17 protein-coding genes are annotated in these 19,386 nt (G+C 61.7%); 2 read left to right on the plus strand and 15 right to left on the minus strand.

Annotation, left to right across the window (positions count from 1 at the left end; genetic code table 11):
- Nucleotides 1-51: 51 nt before the first annotated feature.
- From gabT to rimO, 14 genes are all read right to left on the minus strand, one after another.
- Entirely contained in the window at nt 52-1,332 is a 1,281-nt protein-coding gene (gene gabT / locus AB1576_09865; GenBank protein MEW6082060.1) for a 4-aminobutyrate--2-oxoglutarate transaminase, read from the minus strand.
- Nucleotides 1,333-1,376: 44 nt separating this feature from the next.
- The gene (locus AB1576_09870; GenBank protein ID MEW6082061.1) at nt 1,377-3,224 is read right to left on the minus strand and encodes an aldehyde ferredoxin oxidoreductase family protein; all 1,848 of its coding nucleotides are present in this window, start codon (nt 3,222-3,224) and stop codon (nt 1,377-1,379) included.
- A gap of 50 nt (nt 3,225-3,274) precedes the next feature.
- Nucleotides 3,275-3,817 carry an XRE family transcriptional regulator gene (locus AB1576_09875; protein MEW6082062.1) on the minus strand — a complete coding sequence of 181 codons (543 nt, stop codon included), beginning with the start codon at nt 3,815-3,817 and terminating at the stop codon, nt 3,275-3,277.
- 226 nt (nt 3,818-4,043) lie between these two features.
- Entirely contained in the window at nt 4,044-4,304 is a 261-nt protein-coding gene (locus tag AB1576_09880; protein ID MEW6082063.1) for a stage V sporulation protein S, read from the minus strand.
- A 109-nt stretch (nt 4,305-4,413) separates the two neighbouring features.
- Nucleotides 4,414-5,202 carry a TIGR00282 family metallophosphoesterase gene (locus tag AB1576_09885; GenBank protein MEW6082064.1) on the minus strand — a complete coding sequence of 263 codons (789 nt, stop codon included), beginning with the start codon at nt 5,200-5,202 and terminating at the stop codon, nt 4,414-4,416.
- A 13-nt stretch (nt 5,203-5,215) separates the two neighbouring features.
- On the minus strand, nt 5,216-5,731 hold the full coding sequence (locus AB1576_09890) for a hypothetical protein (GenBank protein MEW6082065.1): 516 nt from the start codon (nt 5,729-5,731) through the stop codon (nt 5,216-5,218).
- 118 nt (nt 5,732-5,849) lie between these two features.
- The gene (gene rny / locus AB1576_09895; protein ID MEW6082066.1) at nt 5,850-7,388 is read right to left on the minus strand and encodes a ribonuclease Y; all 1,539 of its coding nucleotides are present in this window, start codon (nt 7,386-7,388) and stop codon (nt 5,850-5,852) included.
- 235 nt (nt 7,389-7,623) lie between these two features.
- The gene (locus tag AB1576_09900; protein MEW6082067.1) at nt 7,624-8,103 is read right to left on the minus strand and encodes a regulatory protein RecX; all 480 of its coding nucleotides are present in this window, start codon (nt 8,101-8,103) and stop codon (nt 7,624-7,626) included.
- On the minus strand, nt 8,084-9,118 hold the full coding sequence (recA, locus tag AB1576_09905; GenBank protein ID MEW6082068.1) for a recombinase RecA: 1,035 nt from the start codon (nt 9,116-9,118) through the stop codon (nt 8,084-8,086). The genes AB1576_09900 and recA overlap by 20 nt, the downstream gene beginning before the upstream one ends.
- Entirely contained in the window at nt 9,115-9,729 is a 615-nt protein-coding gene (gene thpR / locus AB1576_09910) for an RNA 2',3'-cyclic phosphodiesterase (GenBank protein ID MEW6082069.1), read from the minus strand. The genes recA and thpR overlap by 4 nt, the downstream gene beginning before the upstream one ends.
- A 52-nt stretch (nt 9,730-9,781) precedes the next feature.
- Nucleotides 9,782-11,032, minus strand: coding sequence for a competence/damage-inducible protein A (locus AB1576_09915; protein MEW6082070.1), 1,251 nt, complete (start codon nt 11,030-11,032; stop codon nt 9,782-9,784).
- A 164-nt stretch (nt 11,033-11,196) separates the two neighbouring features.
- Nucleotides 11,197-12,729, minus strand: coding sequence for an AAA family ATPase (locus AB1576_09920; GenBank protein ID MEW6082071.1), 1,533 nt, complete (start codon nt 12,727-12,729; stop codon nt 11,197-11,199).
- A 24-nt stretch (nt 12,730-12,753) separates the two neighbouring features.
- Entirely contained in the window at nt 12,754-13,272 is a 519-nt protein-coding gene (locus AB1576_09925; GenBank protein MEW6082072.1) for a hypothetical protein, read from the minus strand.
- Nucleotides 13,273-13,390: 118 nt separating this feature from the next.
- Nucleotides 13,391-14,734: a 30S ribosomal protein S12 methylthiotransferase RimO gene (rimO, locus tag AB1576_09930; protein MEW6082073.1), complete on the minus strand. Its 1,344-nt coding sequence runs from the start codon at nt 14,732-14,734 to the stop codon at nt 13,391-13,393.
- A 182-nt stretch (nt 14,735-14,916) separates the two neighbouring features.
- On the opposite strand from rimO, the gene AB1576_09935 reads away from it, so the two are divergent.
- Both AB1576_09935 and AB1576_09940 read left to right on the plus strand, forming a co-directional pair.
- Nucleotides 14,917-17,199, plus strand: a complete 2,283-nt coding sequence (locus tag AB1576_09935; protein ID MEW6082074.1) for a DEAD/DEAH box helicase — start codon at nt 14,917-14,919, stop codon at nt 17,197-17,199.
- Nucleotides 17,200-17,209: 10 nt separating this feature from the next.
- Nucleotides 17,210-18,358: a ribonuclease H-like domain-containing protein gene (locus AB1576_09940; protein ID MEW6082075.1), complete on the plus strand. Its 1,149-nt coding sequence runs from the start codon at nt 17,210-17,212 to the stop codon at nt 18,356-18,358.
- Between the two features lie 349 nt (nt 18,359-18,707).
- Here the strand turns inward: AB1576_09940 and AB1576_09945 are convergent, their stop codons facing one another.
- Nucleotides 18,708-19,184 carry a hypothetical protein gene (locus AB1576_09945; protein MEW6082076.1) on the minus strand — a complete coding sequence of 159 codons (477 nt, stop codon included), beginning with the start codon at nt 19,182-19,184 and terminating at the stop codon, nt 18,708-18,710.
- Nucleotides 19,185-19,386 lie beyond the last annotated feature (202 nt).

A 19,386-nucleotide genomic window follows, 5' to 3' on the forward strand; every position in this document is an offset into this window, starting at 1 on the left:
CCCCCCTTCGGACTGGTCCCCAGGGCCGCCAGGCCCCGGGGACTGTCTCGCTTACTTGACTGCGCCCATGACCGCCTTCTCGAAGATGTCCAAGCCCTCGTCAAGCAGGGACTCCTCGATGGTAAGGGGCGGCAGGAAGCGCACCACGTTGTCGAGGATGCCGGCCTTCATCACAATGAGCCCGGCAGCGGTACAGTTGGCGATGACCGACGCAGAGGTCTCCTTCGCGGGCTCCTTCGTGACCGGATCCTTTACGAACTCCACGGCCCACATGGCTCCCATTCCCCGGACGTCTCCCATGACCGGGAACCGGTCCTTCAAGGCATGGAGCCTATCCCCTATTCTCGAACCCATGGCTGCCGCCCTAGACACTAGGTCCTGCTCCCTGATCATCCCAAGCACTGCCATAGCGGCGGCGCACGCCAGCGGGTTCCCGCCGTAGGTGCCGCCTATGCCGCCAGCGTGCACTGCGTCCATGTACTCGGCCTTGGAGACCACCGCGGATAGCGGCAGCCCCGCAGCTATGCTCTTAGCCATTGTCACCATGTCTGGCACCACTTTGTAGTTCTCAATAGCCAGCATCTTCCCGGTCCTGCCGAAACCTGACTGGATCTCGTCATCCACGTAGATGATGCCATACCTGTCGCAAATCTCCCTGAGTCCCTGTATGAACTCGGCAGGCGGGATGATAAAGCCTCCCTCTCCCTGCACGGGCTCGGCGATCATGCACGCAACGTTCTCCGTCCCGATGTCCACGTTGAGGGCCTTATCGATGTAACTCAGGCACTCCATGTTACAGCCTGGGTAGGAGTGACCGAAGTGGCAGCGGTAGCAGTAGGCGTAGGGAACCCGGTACACCTCAGGGGCGAAGGGACCAAAGCCCCACTTGTAGGGTTTCACCTTGCTGGTGAGAGCCATAGCCAGGAGGGTGCGCCCGTGAAAGGCGTTCTCAAAGGTGACTACTGCCTGGCGCTGCCTGGCCTTGCGGGCTATCTTGATGGCGTTCTCAACCGCCTCGGCTCCGCTGTTGGCCAGCATGGCCTTCTTGGGGAAATCACCAGGGCAGATGCCGGTGACCTCCCTGGCGACATTAACGTATCCCTCGTACATTACCACGTGGAAGCAGGTGTGAAGGAACTTCTCTGCCTGGTCCTTTACCGCCTTGACCACCGGGGGCGGGCAGCTGCCAACGTTGAGCACGCCAATGCCCCCGGCGAAGTCGATGAATTCATTCCCGTCCACATCCGTAAGGAGGGCACCCGACGCCTTCTCGGCAAAGAGCGGCGTCACGTTGAACACGCCATCGGGAACGTACTTCCTCCGCTCCTCCATCAGCCTCTGGCTCTTGGGCCCTGGAACGTTTCCTTTGACCCTGCTCACTGCACATCTCCTCCTGTGAGTAGTCCTAGTTCCGACAGCTTCTCGCGGGTGGGCACCCCATCCTCACTCCAATTTCGCGCCTCATAGTACTGGGAGAGCATCTCTCCCAGGTGAGGCAGGCACTGGGCGGCCCCGCCGGTCCCCCTGCGATGCGTGAGGATCCTGGGGGGCAGGGTGTCATCCTTCCGCGTGATTCCCAAGGACACGTTGTAGGCCCGTTTCAGGTTATAGAGCCGCTCACCGGTGCCGAGGATCTCAGGCACATCCGTATCCCAGCCGGTCACGGCATTCAGCCAGCGGCAGATGTGGCCGGGTTTCACCCCGCCGTAAAGGAGGAACTTGCAGATCTTCAACGAGTCCATGACGCTCATGAGGTCCTGAGCCTTGGCGACCAGGGCTCCCTTGCCCTCGCTGGAGAACCGGTCCATGACAGCGTCAACCCCAATATCGGGCATGACCACGGACTTCTCGAAGGCGTAGCTGAAACCCTGGAGGTGGCAGGCACCCCTGTTGGCCGTAGCATATCCCGGAGCCAGGCTTACGAAGGCCCTGGGGTCATGGGCCGGGAGGTCCATCCCCTTGACATGGATGGCGAACTCCTCACCTCCCACGCTCTTTGCGGCCTCCACTATGCCCATGGAGAGTACGGCACCGAAACCCCGGCCCAGGGCGATGTCCTCCACCAAGCGCACCAGGGCCTGGCCGTCCCCCCACCTGACGTCGTACCCGATTTCCTCCCGTGTTACAAGCCCCTTTTCAAAGGCCTCCATTGTGAAGGCTACCAGGCTCCCTGTGGAGATGGTATCTATGCCGTAGCGGTTGGCCAGGTCATTGGCCTTGCAGATGGCATGGAGGTCATCCACCAGGCAGTTGGCTCCCATCATCCCGAGGGTCTCGTACTCGGGTCCTGCGGCGTCCACCGGGGCGTAGGGGCCTTCGGAGATCCTCACCTTCCGGCCACATCCGATGATGCATGAGCCACAGTAGTAGCGTCCCGTGAGGATTGTGGCGGCCATCCTCTCCCCGGATATCTTGCCGGCGCCCTCGGGCCAGCTCCCCTGGGCCCAGTTCTTGATGGGGAGGTCCCCTATGGCCTCGGTTGGCACCACGATGCCAGCGGTTCCCAGGTCATGCAGGCGTTTGGTGCTCTCCCTGATGCCCTTGGCCATCTCTTTGATGGATTCGGAAAGCGCGCCAGGGTCGGCCACGGGTACGTTTCTAGCACCCACCACCGCAATGGCCTTGAGCCGCTTGGAGCCCATGACTGCACCTAGGCCCCCCCTGGCTGCCACCCTGGCCTCCTTGCCGTCATGGAAGACACCGGCTACTCGAATCATCCTTTCACCCGAGGGGCCGATGACAGCAGCTACCGAGCCCGGGTGTTCCCTCTCCAGCTCGTGGTGGGCCTCAAAGGTGTCCAGGCCCCACAGCCCCTTGGCGTCCCTGATCTCGGCGCCACCAGCGGTCACTGCAAGGTAGACAGGGCGCTCAGAGGCGCCCGTGACCAGGATCCCGTCATAGCCGGCCTTTTTCAGCGCGGCACCCCAGGTGCCCCCCGCATCAGACTCACCCCAGATCCCGGTAAGGGGCGATTTCGAAGCCACGCAGTGCCTCCCAGAGCAGGGCACCTTGGTTCCCACCAAGGGGCCCGTTGTGAAGGCCAGCAGGTTGGAGGGACCGAGGGGGTCTGTCCCTGGCCCCGTCTCAGCTGTGAGGAAGTGGGCGGCAAGCCCGGACCCCCCAAGGTACTTCCTGGTGGTCTCCGGTGAGACGGGTTCATCACTGACCCTTCCCTCCGTGAGGTCTACCCTGAGAACCCTTCCCCAGAATCCGTAGTTTGACATAGACATCACTCTCCCATCGTTGTCCTCGCAGGTCCGCCTGGCGCGGGGCGCTAGAACAGGAATGAAGGCGGCGTGACAACCGTCAGCACCACCGCTTTAGTCTTGCCCGGGTTGATCCACCCGTGAGGAACTGAACTGGAGTGGCTTATGCTGTCCCCCTCTTCCAGGAGGTACTCATCGCCTCCCAGGATGTACAGGAGCTGCCCCTCCAGGATGTAGTTGAACTCCTCACCATGGTGGGTGTAGAGGGCGCCGCTTTGACTCTTGGGGTGATGGATTGCCACGATAGGTTCCAGGACCCCATTGTCCTTGCCCATGAGAAGCTGGAGTTCGACTCCTTGGGCGTTGATCTTGACGCCCTGGCCCTTGCGGATGACGGGGTTCTCCAGCTCCTCCCTGTCCTCGAAGAGGCTGACCAGTTGGACTCCGTAGAAGTTGGCGAGTCTCCGGAGGTGACCCATGGTTATGTTGCTGAGGTCTCTCTCGACCTTGCTCAAAAAGGCCACGGAGAGTCCTGTGGCCTGGGAGACTTCTTGAAGACTCAGCCCGCGGGCCTGCCGCAGGTTTCTCAGGGACTTGCCAATCTCGACCACGTGGGAACCCCCGGGGTTTAATAAGTGGAAACCTACCTGTCATCTTCGCCGTGGGCGCCTGGATTCCTTTCTCCCTGGGAAAAATGAAAAGCCCAGATTTTCCTCTCGGCTAAAACTCGCACCCCGGATCCTGCGGGGGATAGCGCCCCTCGGTCCTGGCGCCAGACGACAGGGCCCGCCCCTTCCCAGAAGCAGGCAGGCCCGAGGCTTGGCGGCATGGGTAGCGCTACCTTGGCTCAACTATGAACTTGATGGCGGTGCGCTCCTCTCCATCTATTTCGATATCGGTGAAGGCGGGAATACAGATGAGATCCATCCCGGCTGGCGCTACGAAGCCTCTGGCAATAGCCACTGCCTTCACTGCCTGGTTTACCGCCCCCGCTCCGATGGCCTGGACTTCGGCTCCTCCCTTCTCCCTAATGGCTCCGGCAAGGGCCCCTGCTACGGCATTGGGATTGGACTTGGATGAAACCTTTAGCATGTCCAAGTGTAACGACCCCCCGAGGGCAAAGACTTTGTCTAGTGCACAATTACATTGTACTGTTCTATCCCTCGATTGACAAGAATTAATTGCCTAGTCTGACAAGTATCACCAGTCACGCATGCTCCCTGAAGGAAATCCTCCGGATGCCCCTGGCCATTCCACCAGATTCATCCACGTCCACCACAACGGCGTTCAGCTGGCAAGGCCCGCGGGCCACCTCGAACTTCACAGGCATCTGGGACAGGAACTTCTCGAGCACCAGCTCGGGCCTCACGCCAATAACCGAGATCCACGGCCCTGTCATCCCCAGGTCAGTTATGAAGGCGGTGCCGCCGGGAAGTACCATCTCATCAGCGGTCTGCACGTGGGTATGGGTTCCCAGTACTGCGCTGACCTTGCCATCCAGGTAGTGCCCCATGGCGATCTTCTCCGAGGTGGCCTCCGCGTGGAAGTCCAGCAGGACGATAGGGGTCACCTGCCTGAGGCGCCTGGCCTCCCCGGCCGCCCAGCGGAAGGGACACGCGAAGTGTATCCCGGTGAAGACGCGGCCGCTGGCGTTCATCACACCTACCTGCTGCCCTGTCCTGGCGGTGAACACGCCAGACCCTGAGCCCGGGGGCTCGCCGGGGTAGTTGGCTGGCCTGAGCAGTCTTGGCTCCTCATCTATGAACTGGAATACCTCTTTCTTGTCCCAGATGTGGTTCCCGCTGGTGATGACGTCCACGCCCATGCTGAGAAGCTCCTGGCACACCTCACGGGTGATGCCAACGCCTCCTGAGGCATTCTCCCCGTTGGCCACAACAAAATCAATGCCCTCGTTTTGCATGAGGGCATCCAGGTGGCGCCTGAGAAATGACCTCCCGGGGCGCCCTATTACGTCTCCTACGGCCAGTATTCTCATGACAGTCCCCTTCCTACTTGTTGAAGACCAGCACCCGGCCTCCCTCCCGGAAGGCTATGAGGTTCTTCTCCTGGACTGTGTCCCTCAGGTCCTCCAGCATCTCCCCGATAATCTGTTCCTGCATGAGGAGGTCCTCCTCCAGGAGGGACTCATTGAAGTCAGCCACCAGGTGCCTTTTGAATCTGGAGCGGAGGATCTCAATCAGCAGGGATATCTCCTCCTGGGAAAGACTCTGCACGTCCCGGGTGACGGTGAGGACAGTTAGGTCGTCGTAGCTCTCCCTGGCGACATCTGCAGTTTCGATAGGCTTGTCCATCAAGTAGGTGTAGGCGTCCAGGGCCGAGCGGATGTGATCCTTCAGGCTGGTGAAGTCCTCCTCCTCCAGGAGGCGTGTTACCAGGAAGGTGAATTTCAGCGTCTGGCAGGCCGGGTCCAGCCTGACAGTCCCTAGCTCGGGGTAACGCACCAGCATGGAAATGAGCAACCCCACACTCCTTGACATGCGGGCGTGTTCGTAGGGTTTATCCACGTAGATTCACCTTCCCCTGGCATCGTTGAAGTGTCTATTCGCCGCTACTAGGTTGAATCCTCCTGATATGCTGGGAAAGGCCGCCGGCGGCCCTGAGGGCCCCACGGCGGCCTAGCCACTACTTCGCGTAGTCCACGGAACGGGTCTCCCGTATCACTGTCACCTTGATCTGCCCTGGGTACTCTAGTTCATCCTCGACCTTCTTCACTATGTCCCTGGTAAGCCTTATGGCTTGCAGGTCATCGACCCTCTCAGGCTTCACCATGATGCGGATCTCGCGCCCCGCCTGGATGGCATAGGCCTTGTCCACCCCATCGAAGGAGTCGGCGATCTCCTCCAGCTTCTCCAGGCGCTTGATGTAGGCTTCCAGGGTTTCCCTGCGAGCCCCAGGTCTTGCAGCGGACACGGCATCGGCGGCCCCCACCAGGACAGCCTCCACGCTGTGCGCATCCACATCCCCGTGATGGGCCTCCATGGCCCATATGATCTCCTTGGCTTCCCGGTACTTCTTCAGGAGCGTCACTCCGATGCTCACATGGGAGCCTTCCACCTCGTGATCCACGGCCTTCCCAATGTCGTGAAGCAAGCCGGCGCGTTTCGCTATAGTCGCGTCTAGGCCAAGCTCCGCTGCCATGGTTCCTGCCAGGTGGGCCACCTCCACGGAGTGCTTGAGGACATTCTGCCCGTAACTTGAGCGGTACCGCAGCCTTCCCAGGAGCTTGATGATCTCGGGGTGCAGGTTGTGTACACCCACCTCGAAGGCAGCGTGCTCGCCCTCCTCCCGGATGCGCGCATCCACGTCCTTCTGGGCCTTTTCCACCATTTCCTCAATGCGGGCCGGGTGGATCCGGCCGTCCGCCACCAGCTTCTCCAGTGCCAACCGGGCCACTTCGCGCCTGACCGGGTCGAAACCGGAGAGTATGACTGCCTCCGGCGTGTCGTCTATGATGAGGTCGATGCCGGTAAGGGTCTCCAGGGCCCGGATGTTACGGCCCTCGCGGCCGATTATCCGGCCCTTCATCTCGTCATTGGGCAATTCCACTACCGACACTGTGGATTCAGCCACATGGTCCGCAGCACACCTCTGGATGGCCAGGGAGATGATCTCTCTCGCCCGCTTTTCCGCTTCCTCCCGGGCCTCAGCCTCGATGTCCCTGATCATGGCTGCGGCTTCAAGCCTGATCTCCTCTTCCACCTGGCCCAGGAGCAACCTGCGGGCATCCTCTGTGGTCATGCCAGATACCCTCTCCAGTTCCTGGAGCTGGCGTACCTTCAGGCCCTCAAGTTCCTCGCGGACCCGGTCCAGCTCCCTGTCCTTCCGGTTTACCGTCTCCTCTTTTCTTTCAATTGTCTCCGTCTTGCGGTCAAGAGTCTCTTCCTTCTGCACCAGGCGGCGTTCGAGCCTCTGGAGCTCAGATCTTCTCTCCCTGTTCTCACGCTCAACATCAGCCCTGAGCCGGTGAACCTCATCCTTTGCCTCCAGAACCGCCTCGCGCTTCTTCGCCTCGGCTTCCTTCTTGGCCTCTTCAATTATTCTCCGCGAGGCCTCCTCAGCCGAGGCGATCTTGGCCTCCCCCACGAACTTGCGGGAAAGATAGCCGGCCAGGATTCCTATTAAAAAAGCAATCAATGCAGTTAAGAAAGGAAAATCCGTGATGGTCTTCACCCCCTTCTGAAGCAATCGAAAAAGGTCGAGCCGGAACGGACTCGACCTGCTCTTAGCCACTTCACCTTATCTAGCCAATGCCAAGCAGGGCACCATGGGCAAACCCGCCAAGGCCAAGCTGAGAAACTGGCTGTCATCTATGATAACTGAAGTGGTAAGCTGCAGCACAATGTCCTTTCCCCTGTTCATGATAGAGCTTTTGGTTTTCACTGTCAAGGAAACCGCTTTAGTGGAGGTCCTCTCCCAGTACCTCCTCGAGGGCCCGGGCCACGCTCCCGGCGTCAAATCCCCTCCGCCCCAGGGCATCACCCAGCCGGCGCCGCGCCCTGTCCGGGGAAAGTCCATGGTACCTCCGGGCAAGCCCCCTGGCCGCCTCAAGGGCCAGGGCCCCATCATCGTCACCTAGCTCCTGGCACAGTGCCTCCTGGATAGTCTCGCCGGGTACCCCCTTGTCCCTGAGCTCCTGCGCCAGCCTTCCCCTTCCCAGAGGCTTGAAGTGGAGGCGCTCCCGGATCCACCATAGCGCAAAGGCCCGGTCATCCAGGCATCCACCCATGGTGAGGACGGCCAAGGCACCCTCCGCCTCCCCAGGGCCATACTTCTTTGTGAGATGTACCCGTATCTCCTGGGTGGAGCGTGGCCTCACCGCCAGGAGGCCCCTGGCGCACTCCAGCGGGTCCTGGCCCTTACTCCTCGCCTTCGTCACTGTCCTGGTCTCCTGGCGATGCCGGGGCGGCCACCCCGGCCTTGCCCCGGACTTGCCCCTCTATTGCCTGGGCAATCTCGGCGTTCTCCGACAGGAATTCCTTGGCGTTCTCCCTCCCCTGGCCAAGCCGGGTATCATTATAGGAGTACCATGTGCCCAGTTTCGAGATGATGCCCAGATCCAGCGCCAGGTCTACCAGGCACCCCTCCCGGGAGATGCCCTTGCCGTAGACGATGTCAAACTCCGCCTGGCGGAAGGGCGGCGCCAGCTTGTTCTTCACTACCTTAACCTTGGTGCGAGTACCGATGGTCTCAGAGCCTACCTTCAGTGCCTCTGCCTTCCGGACCTCCAACCTGACTGATGCGTAGAACTTCAAGGCGCGCCCGCCCGGGGTCACCTCGGGGTTCCCAAACATTACCCCTACCTTCTCCCGGATCTGGTTGATGAAGATGGCGGTGGTCTTTGACTTGCTGATGGCCCCCGTGAGCTTCCGCAGGGCCTGGGACATCAGCCGGGCCTGAAGGCCAACGTGGGAGTCCCCCATCTCCCCCTCCATTTCCGCTCGCGGGACCAGGGCCGCGACGGAATCCACGACTATGACGTCCACCACGGCGCTTCTCACCAGTGCCTCGGCGATCTCCAGGGCCTGCTCGCCCGTATCAGGCTGGGATATCAAGAGCTCGTCGGTGTCAACACCCACCGCCCCAGCGTAGGCCGGATCCAGGGCGTGTTCCGCATCGATGAACGCCGCGATCCCCCCGGCCTTCTGAGCCTCAGATATGATGTGCAGCGCCACGGTGGTCTTCCCAGATGCCTCAGGACCATATATCTCCACAACGCGCCCCCGTGGCACGCCCCCCACGCCCAGCGCCACATCGAGGGAGAGCGCCCCAGTGGGGATAACCTGGACATCATGGCCCCGGCTGGCACCCATCTTCATTATGGAGCCCTTGCCAAACTGCTTTTCTATATGGGCTAGGGTCGCTTCCAGGGTCTTTTCTTTGCTATCGCTCACTCGACTACCTCCCTGGTTTGCTCCTTGGGACCATCCTCTCCTCCAGGCGCCAAGGCCACTTGGCCCAGCCTCCGGTAGACAGGGCCTCCGGGGCCAAGTATGCTCCGGAATAGGGTGACGCCCTCCACCTTCACCAGCGGGAACCTAAGAGTCTCCCGCTCCCTCAATGCCCTCTCCAGCTCGGGCCCGGCGGGCCCGGGCTGTCGCCTCCCCAGGGTTAGGTGAGGGGAGAAGGGCCTGTCCTCCCTGGCAAAACCCAGCGGCGCCACGGCGGCGTCAATCCTCGTGGCCAAGCGTACCAGGTCCTCCCTACCCTGATCCACACCAATCCACAACACCCTGGGCCGCCCGAGGCTGGGAAAGGCCCCCACTCCCTTTAGCCCTAAGCAAAAGGCCCGGGTCTCCCTGGCCGCCCCCTCCAGCGCCTCCAGCACCGAACCGCTCCTTTGTTCCTCAACGTCCCCCAGGAACTTGAGGGTTAGGTGAAGATTCTCCGGTTTGACCCAGCGGGTATCCCAGCCCAGGGGGCCGAGCGTCTCCAGGATGGCCTCCAGAGCCCGGCGGGTCTCCTGGGATATCTCCACTGCAGCGAAACACCTCACGTGGCCCATAGCCCGTGAAAACACCTCTCCCTGTCAATGTCACCAGGATTTCGACACACCTTCAGTCATCTCCTGCCCCCATTACCAGGCGCCGCAGGGCAGCCAGGGCGTCCTGGGCTGCCAGGTGTCGCACCTCAGAACGGGTGCCGGGAAAGCGCGAGCGCCTGATGAGTGCCTGGCTTCCCATGTCCACCGCAAGATATACCGTTCCCACAGGGTGCCCCGGGTCTTGGGCATCCGGGCCTGCCGTCCCTGTTACCCCCACGCCCACGTCAGCCCCCAGGGTCACCCGCGCCCCCTTTGCCATGTCCATGGCACACTGCCAGCTCACCACCCCGTGCTGGACAATGGTCTCCCTTGGCACCATAGCCAGGGATTCCTTGGCCTCGTGAGAGTAGGCAACTATGCCGCCCCTGAAGAACCCCGATGCACCCGCCACGTTCACCACCCTGGCGCTGATGATGCCCCCTGTGAGAGACTCCGCCACTGCCAGGGTCAGCCGCCTGGCCTGGAGAGCCCGGGCCGCTGCGTGCTCCAGCTCCTCGTGATCCGAGCCGAAGACGTACCTGCCCAGGCGTGACCGGATCTCCTCCTCCACAGGACAGACCATGCACATGGCGGCCTCAGTGGTGGGGGCCTTGGCGGTGATCCTGAGGTGCACCTCTGCCCCGGATACGTATGGCGCAACGGTGGGATTGGTGCCATGCACCAGATCCCTTATCGCGGCCTCCACATCAGGTTCACCCATTCCATGTACCTTCAGGAGACGGGACCCGATGACCTCGCCCAGGGGAAACACCTGGGAAAGAAGGGGTTCGACCCCATCCTCCCATATGGGCACCATCTCCTTGGGAGGGCCTGGCAGCAGCACCACGGCCTTGCCCTGCAGGTCCCGGATGAAGAGCCCCGGAGCTGTGCCTTTGGGGTTTTCCAGGGCCACGGCGCCCTCCGGCACAAGTCCCTGCGCCCGGGAAGCCGCAGGCATTGGGCGGCCCCTCCTCTGGAAGAAAGCCTCTACCCACCTGAGAGCTCTCGGGTCCTCCCGGAGCTCCAGTCCCATTTCACCGGCAACGGCCTGGCGGGTGAGGTCATCCTCGGTGGGACCGAGGCCACCCGTGACCACCACCAGGTCCGCCCTTCCCCTGCTCCAGCGCAGGGCCTCCCGGATCCTGCAGTAGTTGTCCCCCACTGTGGTCTCGAAGAACACATCAAACCCCAGGGCCGCCAGGCGGCCGCTGAGATAACGGGCATTCTCGTTTACCACCTGCCCTAGGAGCAGCTCCGTGCCCACCGTGAGGATCTCTGCCTTCACACCTTCGCGGCCCGGCCACCCTGGCGCTTCGCCGGGCCCCGCTCCCTCCCTCGTTCTCCGGATGGTCCCTTACTTCCACACCGGCCGGGGTATACCTTCAGGGCCCAGTGCCCCGTAATCAAAGGGAGGACGTGCTAGACGCCCTCCCTTATCCTCAGTGTTTTCTAGCTGGCCTCCCTGTACAGCCTGTGGAGCGGTGGGAGTTCCTCCGGGGCTTCGGACTCCCTAGAATCCTTTTCACCTCGCACTGCCTGGCCATCAAGGCTCTCCTCATCCACCAAGCGCTGGGCTATCCTCTCCAGGTGGGACCTTTGGCTCTTAAGAAGCCCGAGCACAATCTTGGTCTGGCCGTCAATGATCTCCTTCACGGCCCGGTGCACCGCGTCCCCTGGGGTACCCTCAGGGTCTACCAGCCCCAGGGTAGACATGCCGCAGTACACCATCTTCCTGGCCATCTCCATGGCCCTCTTGTAGTCGTCGGAGGGGCCCGTGCTCGCTTCCCCCAGGATGGTCTCCTCAGCCAGGCCTCCGGCCAGGAGTACTGCGATCTCTTGCTTGATGTCGCTGGACGCCATCAGGTAGCGGTCCTCCCTGGGCGACTGTCTCATGTAGCCCAGGGCACCGCTCCGGGGGGACACCGTCACCGAGTTCACCGACCCCGGTCTTAGAAGCTCTGACACCAGGGCGTGCCCCGATTCGTGTACGGCCACCCGGTGGCGCTCATCAGCACTGGGCGCCCTGTCCAGCTTCTCCCCCAGTATCACCTTCTCGATGGCCTCGGTGATGTGACTCCGGCTAATCGTGCGCTGGCCCTGCCGCCTGGCCAGGATGGCTGCCTCGTTCGCCAGGCTCTCCAGGTGGGCCCCGGAAAAGCCAAAGGTCTCCCTGGCCACCCCGTCCAGGTCAACCTCCCCGGCCAGCGGCTTGTTGCGCATGTGTATCGCCAGGATCTGGCGCCTTCCTTCCCTGTCCGGGAGCGCCACCCGGACCACCCGGTCAAAGCGTCCTGGGCGCACCAGGGCTGGGTCCACCAGGTCTATCCTGTTGGTAGCCCCGATGACCAGGAGACGCACGTCATCTCCTTGTCCTATGCCGTCCATTTCCACCAGCAGCTGGTTCAGGGTCTGGTCGTACTCCAGGTGGCTGGAGTTCCGCCCGCGAGACCCCCCCAGCACCTCCATCTCGTCCAGGAAGATGATGGCGCTCTTTCTTGCTGAGCGCCTGGCCATGGTCCTGGCCTGCTGGAAGATCTGCCTCACGCGCTGGGCACCAACTCCCGCGTAGACCTCTACGAACTCGCTCCCTGAGGCCGATATGAAGAGGGATTCGCTGTAGGTGGCAGCGGCCTTGGCCAGCAAGGTCTTGCCGGTCCCCGGGGGCCCGCTCAAGAGGATGCCCTTGAGGGGCCTTATTCCCAGGTGGAGGCTGTCCTCAGGGTTGGCCAGGAACTCCAGGGCCTCCCTGAGCTCCTCCTTGGCTGACCTGTGCCCTCCCACATCGTCAAATCCCACCTTCACGGTGCCTGGTGTCCCGGTAAGGGCCACGAAGCGCTTCTGTCCCATGAGGGGTGTGCCATGGCGGAAAAAAGCATAGGCCAGGATGCCTATGATCAGGAAGGGCCAGACGTTGAGCCCCCTCAATTGAAGGAACATGCAAGCGGCCAAAGCCGCACCCAAGAGCACATCCTCTCGTTTCATGCCCCATCCTCCCAAGGGCCCCATCTAGACGGCAGGGCGCTCTATGATCTGGTAGAGATAGGCATCTTGCCTGTGGAGTTGAACGTAGATCCTGTCATTGGTGACCCACATCTTCCAGCGATCAAGATGGGCTTCCCTGGCTGTCTCCTCGAACCGGGCCGCCGCCTGTCCAAAACCACCAGTCGCAACCGCCTCCGCGATGTCGAAATGGATCGTGTGATACAGGTCCTCAAGATAAGCATCCCTGGCGTCCAAGAGTTCCACCCGGTAGGTGCCGGGCGCCATCCGGGAAGACACGGCCCTCTCTATATCGCCATATGTCTTGCTGAGATCGGGCACCTCACTAACGGTAACGCCAATTATGTTTACCCCGTTCTGCTGTCTCATGTCCACCTGGAGGACACCGGGCAGTGCGCGGAGGGTCTGGTCAAGGGGCTTTTCAAGAGAGAATCGAGACCAGGCGGAGCTCCCTGCCACGAGCACTGCCAGGGTCACACCACCAGCCACGATAACGGTGAGCACGCGTTTAAGAACGGATTGCACCCGGCTCGGCCCCTCTCCAGACTGGGATTAACATAACTACGTGTTCCCATTATACCATAGCCAGGGTGCGCCTTTCACGAGAGGAGATCATGTAATGCCTGGCAGAAACGGCAAAGCCCTATAGGACACACTCAAAGTCCGCGTCTGTCGCCCCTTGTATGCGAACCTCCAAGACATCGCCGGGCCTGAGAACCCGGGAACCCGGCTTCCGGATGCAGGCATCGCCATCGACGCCAGGGGCTTGGCCGTGGATCCTGCCCCTTGGGCGCCGGCCCGGTCTCTCCACCATGAAGGAGACCACGTCTCCCACCCGGGCCATGCCCCTGGACAGTGCTATCCCCGATTGCAGGGATGTGATGTCCCTGAGCCGTTCCTCCTTCTCTTGGGCTGTCACTGTGTCGCCGAACCCGGCAGACAGGGTGCCATCCTCTGGTGAGTACTGGAAGAAGCCCGCCCTGTCCAGGGATGCCTCCACCAGAAACTCCCTGAGCTCCTGGTATTCCCTTTTGCCCTCGCCAGGGTGTCCTACCATGAAGGTGCTCCTGAGGAAGATACCGGGCACTGCCCTTCTGAGCCGCCCCAGCAGGTCAAGGTACCTTCCGGGGTCGCCCTTCCTGCCCATCTTGGCGAGCATAACCTCGCTTCCATGCTGCATTGGCAGGTCCAGGTACGCGCAGACCGCACCGGAGGATACTAGGTCGATGAGCCCCTCTGAGACGCCGGCGGGATGGCAGTAAAGCAGTCTCAGCCAGGGAGGCGGTGAAGCGTATGTGATCGCCTCCAGGAGCCCCTCAAGGTTGAGGCCCTCCCGGTCCCGGCCGTAGGCAGTAAGATCCTGGGCCACCAGGATCACCTCGCGGATGCCTGCCTCGACCAAGGTCCGCACCTCAGCCACGATCTCGTCCTGGTCCCGGGACACCAGGGGCCCCCTGATAAGTGGGATGGCACAGTAGTGGCACCGGTTGTGACATCCCTCGGAGACCTTCACGTAGGCCGAATGGGGCCCTGTGGTGATTACCCGTGAGCGCTTGGCCGGGCCTGGCCGCCGTGGTGCTGCTGACACCTGGATCACCCTTGCCCCCTGGACACACCGCCTGAGCACGTCAACAATGCAGGGCCAGTCATGCACACCTACCAGGGCGTCCACCTCCGGGATCTCCTGGTAGAGCTCCGTGGAATACCGCTGCGCAAGGCAGCCCGCCACCGCCAGCACCCTGGCCTTCCCCTCAGTGCGCTCGGGGGCGAGTTCCAGGATGGCCTCGATGGCCTCTTCCCTGGCGGCCTCTATGAAGGCACAGGTGTTGACAATGATGACATCAGCATCATGGGCCTCGGAGGTAACCACCATACCCTCTTCCACCATGGCGCCCAGCATCAGTTCGGTATCCACCAGGTTCTTGGAGCACCCAAGGGAGCGCACGTAAACCCTGAGGCCCTCCAGGGGGCTCTTGCCACTGGCCATTCTGGTCTCGCTCCTTCCTGCCCTATTCTACACCACAGGGCCAGGGTTGTCCCGCAGGGGCGCATAGCGCCCCAAAAATCCCTGGGCGGGCGGGTTCTCCCAGGGGCGCCGCAGGAGAACCCCGTTTACAGGGCGAAGAATCCGTCTATCCCTAGCTTCAGGGAGGCGAAGCCTTGAGCCTGGTGGACGTCCTGGCCCAGATGGAAAAGAACCCCCGGTTCTCGCGGTGCGTCTCATCCTGGAAGACCATCCCGCCCTCGGACGGGGACTACCGGGAGATACCTCCAGTCCTCCACCCAAAGATCAGGGAGGGCCTTGCCTCCCAGGGCATCACGCGTCTATACTCCCACCAGGCCGAGGCCATCGAGGCAGTTACCTCGGGACGGAACGTGGCTGTCATCACCCCAACGGCATCCGGGAAGACCCTTTGCTACAACCTGCCAGTGGTCAATAGCGTTCTTGAAGACCCCTCATCCAGAGCGCTTTACCTATTCCCCACCAAGGCGCTTTCCCAGGACCAGGCCGCAGCGCTCCTTTTCCTCAATGAGAACCTAGGTGCAGCCATCAAGAGCCACACCTATGATGGGGACACCCCAGGTTCTGCCCGGCGTTCCATCCGCGAGGCTGGCCACATAGTGATAACCAATCCCGACATGCTCCACTCCGGGATCCTCCCCCACCACACCAAGTGGATGAGGCTCTTCGAAAACCTCCGCTACATCGTGGTTGACGAGGTGCACAACTACCGGGGTGTGTTCGGAAGCCATGTCGCAAATGTGTTCCGGCGGCTGAAACGGGTTTGCCGTTTCTACGGGTCAAATCCTGTGTGGATAGCCTGCTCAGCCACTATAGCAAACCCACTGGAACTGGCGGAACGCCTCACGGGTGAGACCTTCCAGCTGGTGGGCACGAGTGGCGCGCCCACCTCAGAGAGACACGTCATCCTCTACAACCCGCCGGTGGTCAACCGGGAACTGGGCATCAGGCGGAGCTCGCTCCTTGAGGCCAGGGATCTGGCCCTGCGTTTCCTCAGTGAAGGCGTCAAGACCATCGTGTTCGCCCGGAGCCGGCTCGCCGTGGAGGTGCTCCTCTCCTACCTGAAGGAGGCCACCCGGAACACCATCGGGGAAAGCAACCGGGTGAGGGGCTACAGGGGGGGCTACCTTCCTGGCGAACGCCGCGCCATCGAGAAGGGGCTCCGGGAGGGCTCCATCCACGGGGTGGTAAGCACCAACGCACTGGAGCTGGGGGTTGACATAGGGGAGCTGGAGGCCAGCATAATGGTGGGCTACCCAGGCACTGTGGCAAGCCTCTGGCAGCAGGCCGGCAGGGCGGGGCGGAGGGTGGGTGTCTCCGCGGCGGTCCTTGTTGCCTCTTCATCACCGCTGGACCAGTACCTGGTGGACAACCCAGACTACCTCCTGGACAGGTCCCCCGAGCACGGCCTCATTAACCCGGACAACCTCTACATTCTTACCGCCCACCTCAAGTGCGCAGCCTTTGAGATTCCCTTCGAGGCCCGGGAGGAGTTCGGTCCTGGCACACGGGAAATCCTTGATTACCTTGCTGAGAAAGAGGTGCTCTATCCCTCCCAGGACCGCTACTACTGGGCAAAGGAATCCTATCCAGCGGAGGACATCAGCCTCCGGACTGTGAGCTCTGAGAACTTCGTCATCGTGGATACAACCCAGACCGGCAAACCCAGGGTCGTGGGAGAGGTGGACCTATTCAGCGCGCCCCTGCTCATACACGAGGGCGCCATCTACATCCACGAAGGCCGGCAGCACCATGTGGACCGCCTGGACTTCCAGGAGCAGAAGGCCTACGTTCGCCAGGTCGACGTGGACTACTACACCGACGCAAACCTCGCAGTTGACCTCAGGGTGCTCCAGGTGAACGCCAGCTCTGGCGGGGAGCCCGCCATTCCTAGCTGGGGTGAGGTGCTTGTGTCGGCCCTAGCCACTATGTACAAGAAGATCAAGTTCGGAACCCACGAGAACGTCGGGTCAGGCCCCATCAGCCTGCCGGAGACGCAGATGCACACCGAGGCCTACTGGTTCTCCCTGTCCCCCAGCCTAGTACAGGGCTGGAGCGCTGATGAAACCCAGAGGGCCTTGATGGGCATGGCAAACCTCGTGGGCCACGTTGCACCCCTGTTCCTCATGTGTGACCCAAGGGACATCGGGGTGGTGCCCCAGGTGAAGTCCCCCTTCACCGGAAGGCCCACCGTGTATGTTTACGACCGGCACCCTGCCGGGGTCGGCCTCAGCGAGAAGATGTACCAGATTCACACCTCCCTTCTCCATGCCGCCCGGGAGATGCTGGCATCCTGCCAGTGCCCCACCGGGTGTCCCTCCTGCGTTGGGCCCTCCATGGAACAGGGAAGGAACACCAAGGCCTTGACCCGGGCCGTCCTGGACAGGGCGCTGGAGGTGACGGGCAGTCAAACTCAGGGAACGCCTTGAGGGGCTCCATGTGGAAACCAAAAGACCACACTCCCCCCAGGGCGCAGACCTGGAGGTCAGGGATAGCAGTTTCCCCTTGCACTACTCCCACGGCAGGTTCGCACTGGCTTCCCTTCTCCCGTGGGCCTTTTCCCAGAGTTTCTGGCACTATGCTGGCCAGGAAGTCGATCCGGCCCAGGTGGTCTTCCTAGATACCGAGACCACGGGCCTGTCCGGAGGCGTTGGGACCCATGTGTTTATGGTGGGCCTTGGCCACCTGGAGGGAGATACCTTCAGGGTGCGCCAGTTCGTGCTGGGTAACCCAGGGTCAGGAAAGCCCTTCTGGGAAAGGGTGGGTGAGGAACTGCGCAGGTTCTCGGTGGTTGTGTCCTTCAACGGGAAGTGCTTTGACTTTCCCCAGGTTCGCACCAGGATGGACTTTCACAGGCTGCCTCACTGCCTCCCCGGCGCCCACGTGGACCTCCTGTATCCCGCCCGGAGGCTCTGGCGGGAGAGCCTGCCCTCCTGCGACCTGGGCACCCTGGAAAGGTCCCTTCTAGGCGTCATGAGGCCTGGCGATGTCCCGGGCCACATCATCCCTGCACTCTACTTCCGTTACCTCTTTGGCGGGGACAGGGTGACTCTTGAGCCCATCGTCCTCCACAACTGCCGAGATATCCTCTCCCTGGCGGCCCTCTCTGGCGTCGTCTGGCGCACCCTGGAGACGGGACCGGCCGATGGGGCAGATGCCCCACACCTTTACTCCCTGGGGAGGGAGATCCTGGAACTGGGCGACGTGGATAGGGGTATTGACCTCCTGGAGAACTCCATCCGCCTGGGGCTCCCACCGGAACTGGAGGCACGGGCACGCCTCCAAGCTGCTCGCTGCCTGCGACGCCATGGCCAGCAGGCCCGGGCCAAGGAGCACCTGCTGCACCTCTTGAGGGCTGGAGTCCCTGAGGCCTTCGTGGAGCTGGCGAAGGTACTGGAGCACTGCGAAAAGGACGCTATGGCTGCCATGGAGCTGGTCAATGAAGGGCTGAGCCGCGGCTTCCCCGGGGAGACACTCCGCCGTGACCTGGAAAGACGCAAGGAAAGGCTGGAGAAGAAGGGCAGGCACCGGGTAGGGGGTGGACGAGGCCAGGGCACGCCGGAAGGCACCGCTTCTGAGCACCGGTGAGACACTGGAGCCGGTCCGCCCCGTCACGCAAGCACCTTGGGCTCATTCGCTCTCCGGCCCAAGGCTAAGGCCTTCCTAGCCTAACTTCACCCCCCTGGAAGACATGAAAAGGCCCGATAAGGGCCATAGTGCAGGGAGTTTCCTCGAAGCGGTTAAGTTCTAAGTAGACTACGGCGACAGCCATCAATGCTTCCCCACCATCCGAGGTGGCTGATCTGGTCCTTTATGCCGTTTCCGACGGGCCCGAGAGACCATTGCCATTCCTGACGGGTATGCTCACCTGCCCTGAGAGTAAGGGACACCAGGCGGAGATTGTCCCAATCCCGCAGCAGCAGGGGAACCTCGGTCGTTAGCCCTTGGCCTTCAGTTCGAGTTCCATCTTTTTCACGAGGTAGTAAACGAAAAAGCACATTAATACATGGGCCCTGACCCTCCGGCGCCTGTAGTGGTATATGGGGCGGATCTTCAGGTAGCTCTTGATGTTCCGAAATGCCCTTTCCACAATCTGCAGATGCATGTACGAGTGTTCTACCTGATGGGCGGCACAATCCTCCGGGGAAAGGGATGTCTGGAGCACATACATCCCCTCCAGGGCTTCCCGAAGGGATACGGCCTCCTCATCCTGCTCGAAGGAAAGATGTAAGAGTGCCTTAGTCTCGGGCGAGTCCACGGGTTCAAGCGGGCTTATCCTCACCCGCCAAAGCCCCTGGACACCATTTTCCTCAAGGAGGTCATTGACCTTCTCTCTCAGGCGCACCCACGAGTAATACCACCCTTTTGAAGCCACTTTCGAAAGCCTTGAGAGTTCGGCTTCAACCTCTTGCATTCCTTCTTTACGCCTCTTGGCCGCCCGCTCTTGCCGGAACTCGGAAAAACAACCCACATAACGGATGCCGTCTTCTGTCAAGGCCGGTTGCAAAACTCCCCAAATGGCCGATTAAAAAGTTCCGGTACTGACCGTAGTAAGGCCACATCCCTGACGGCGTGAGTCAGTCTGCCGGCGCCACCTCCTTTGCTGCTGGCACTGT

It is taken from the genome of Bacillota bacterium (assembly GCA_040754315.1).
Lineage (GTDB): Bacteria > Bacillota > Sulfobacillia > DUSP01 > JBFMCS01 > JBFMCS01.

Bases quoted from the DNA above. Each gene is read 5' to 3' on its own strand.
- rimO (MEW6082073.1), bottom strand. From the start codon at position 14,734: ATGGCCAGTGGCAAGAGCCCCCTGGAGGGCCTCAGGGTTTACGTGCGC.
- thpR (MEW6082069.1), bottom strand. From the start codon at position 9,729: ATGGGCCACGTGAGGTGTTTCGCTGCAGTGGAGATATCCCAGGAGACC.
- gabT (MEW6082060.1), bottom strand. From the start codon at position 1,332: ATGGAGGAGCGGAGGAAGTACGTTCCCGATGGCGTGTTCAACGTGACG.
- AB1576_09945 (MEW6082076.1), bottom strand. From the start codon at position 19,184: ATGCAAGAGGTTGAAGCCGAACTCTCAAGGCTTTCGAAAGTGGCTTCA.
- AB1576_09870 (MEW6082061.1), bottom strand. From the start codon at position 3,224: ATGTCAAACTACGGATTCTGGGGAAGGGTTCTCAGGGTAGACCTCACG.
- AB1576_09920 (MEW6082071.1), bottom strand. From the start codon at position 12,729: ATGAAACGAGAGGATGTGCTCTTGGGTGCGGCTTTGGCCGCTTGCATG.
- AB1576_09885 (MEW6082064.1), bottom strand. From the start codon at position 5,202: ATGAGAATACTGGCCGTAGGAGACGTAATAGGGCGCCCCGGGAGGTCA.